Here is a 2,365-nt window from a genome sequence, read left to right as displayed (position 1 = left end):
CTTCAAAATATTTTCAAAGACTTAGTGTCCGGACTCTTTTTGTTATTTGAAGGTTCACTCAAGATTGGTGATATCATTGAAGCTGATGGGGTAGTAGGGAAGGTTGAAGAAATCAATTTAAGAAGCTCTGAAGTTCTTACTAGAGATGATGTTACGATAATTATTCCAAATTCAAAGTTTGTTGCAGAGAAGGTTGTGAACTGGTCAATCGATAACGAGTCTGTGCGATTTACCGTAGAAGTAAACGTTGCTTATGGTTCTGATGTCGAACAAGTTTTTGCTTGTCTCGAAGAATCGATGTCCGAACATGATTTGATAGCAAAAAAACCTGTAGCTTTTGTACGGTTTACCAATTTTGGTGAATCTGCGTTGGAATTTGAAATGATGTTTTGGTCCAGTACAACGTTTAGAATTGAAAACGTTAAATCAGACTTGAGACGGACTGTAAGTAGAAAATTAACTGAGTACGGACTTCATATTCCATTTCCACAGCGCGACGTTCACATCAAGGGGATGGAACATTTAGGTGACATTAAACAAAAAGAGAAAAATTGAAAGATTACTGGGAGAAATTAAGCTTTACGCAGAAGTTGAATCACATATTTTGGGGTGTGGTTGGTTTGTTGATTTTAATTTTCGCTTTACTTAATTGGAAAGTGTTTGAATTAAATTTAATATTTGGAACTGTACCAGTGCCAGTGACGATTTTAATCCTAGTTAGTATGTTTGGTGGGTATGGTTATGCCAAGATCTTTGGATTTATTAAATCCCGAAAAAAGGATAAAGAAATCAGTTATTTGGAAGGCGAAGTGGCAGCATTACGTGAAAAGGTTAGAAGACCAGACCCTGTTTCAAAACCCACTGAATCACCGGGAAAAACGGAGCCTACCAAGGAAATAGAAGAATAAATTCAGTTCTAATTTAAGTCGTCTAATAATTCGGAGTTGGGCTTTACCTGCTCAGGTTTTGTCTTTGGCTCCGCCTCTTCTTCTTCCGTTGACTTAAAGAACAACATGCTTTGAACCGTCATATTCACTGCGGCTAGTAAGAGGACCAAATATAGTCCATACCTTATTTCAACGTTATTCTCCGGCAAAGTGCTAGGTCCACCACGAATTCTCATCGGCCAAGTTGAGTCAATAAAATGGGTCTCGATATGCTTCATTAATAATGCTCCGATTATGATTGCACAGCTGGAAATCATCATTTCAAATAAGTACGTTGTGACTGATTTTTTATTGATTTTGAGTACAATTTGAATCAGGGAACTAGTAATCATCAAAGAGAAGCAAACAAATAACAATTCTGAAAAAATTAAAATTGATTCGCCAAAATTTGACTTCATCGAAGATTCGAGTAGGGTAGTAAAGTCTAAGTCGATCGTACCCCGCCATATTGCCCATGGGAGAGCAAAGACGGTAAAGCCATATAGTCCTATGAAAACTTGAATCAATTTAACTGCCCAATGCGACTGTGGTGAACGCCTTTTATCGACTTTCCTACCGATGAGCACAAATATTAGCTGGGCGAAGAAAAGAACAACTGCAATTAGGAAAACAAGGACAGATATATATTTCATGCTTGGTGTACTTTACTTCGATTCATTAAAGGAGTTCAAATTATAAATATTAATTCAACAAATGAATTTTTTGATGTGGAGTATTCTTCAAAATGGTTACCTTCACGATACGTTACAGCCAACTGAGTTGGTCCTAGTATCGACTTCGAAAGAAGGACCCGTGTGGATAAATTTGAAGCTTAGGAAAAATTTTATCAGGAGAGTTTCAGAAGCAGGATGGCAGGCCGTATTTCATCTGATTTATATCGGAATTATTGAAAAGAGGGAAACCAAACAACGGATTTCAGAGCACTTCGGCAATCCTAATCGTGTTAATTGAGGCTTCAATTAACGTACCACGCGGGTTTATTTTTATTCAGTCTTCTTGTACAACACATAGACTTGAGTAACCCCAGTAGTGTTTTTCTTTTTGTTCAATACTGTTGCCATCGTAGGAATGAGCATGTCAATTTCTGAAGTTTGCTCGTAAGGATCATTCCCCTTGGTCCATCGGATATCCCAGTAGCGCTCATAATCCTCAAATCCTACAAGCTTGAAAAGGATGATGAAATTAGGCCCGGCAGTAAAATTCCCCATAACTATCTCGTGTCCTCTGGTGATTAACGTGAAAGTCGAATCGGAATTCATGGATAAAACAGATTTGAAAGAAGAGGAGTCTGCCAAAGCGAATTTCTTCGGGTTACCCGTTTGAACATTGTATCCCGTCCAAGTCCCAATAAGGTCAATATTTTGAGCGAAAGCACCATTCAATAGGCAAACAGCGAAAACAGTAAGAATTAATTTCAT

At 37.8% G+C, this 2,365-nt stretch carries 4 protein-coding genes; 2 read left to right on the top strand and 2 right to left on the bottom strand.

Annotated elements, in window-relative coordinates; genetic code table 11:
- Both HRT72_04545 and HRT72_04540 read left to right on the top strand, forming a co-directional pair.
- Window positions 1–555, top strand: a 555-nt coding sequence (locus tag HRT72_04545) for a mechanosensitive ion channel (GenBank protein NQY66976.1), incomplete at its 5' end; no start/stop codon positions are given.
- A complete protein-coding gene (locus HRT72_04540; protein NQY66975.1) occupies window positions 552–908 on the top strand; it encodes a LapA family protein in 357 nt (118 codons plus the stop codon). The genes HRT72_04545 and HRT72_04540, both read left to right, overlap by 4 nt.
- Window positions 909–916: 8 nt before the next feature.
- Here HRT72_04540 and HRT72_04535 read toward each other — a convergent pair whose 3' ends face one another.
- Together HRT72_04535 and HRT72_04530 are read right to left on the bottom strand one after the other, a co-directional pair.
- The gene (locus HRT72_04535) at window positions 917–1,579 is read right to left on the bottom strand and encodes a hypothetical protein (protein NQY66974.1); all 663 of its coding nucleotides are present in this window, start codon (window positions 1,577–1,579) and stop codon (window positions 917–919) included.
- Window positions 1,580–1,930: 351 nt separating this feature from the next.
- On the bottom strand, window positions 1,931–2,365 hold a 435-nt coding region (locus HRT72_04530; GenBank protein ID NQY66973.1), incomplete at its 5' end, for a hypothetical protein.

Source organism: Flavobacteriales bacterium (assembly GCA_013214975.1).
Lineage (GTDB): Bacteria > Bacteroidota > Bacteroidia > DT-38 > DT-38 > DT-38.
The sequence above is the reverse complement of the archived record's forward strand: the minus strand, read 5'-3'. Positions and strand labels throughout refer to the sequence as shown.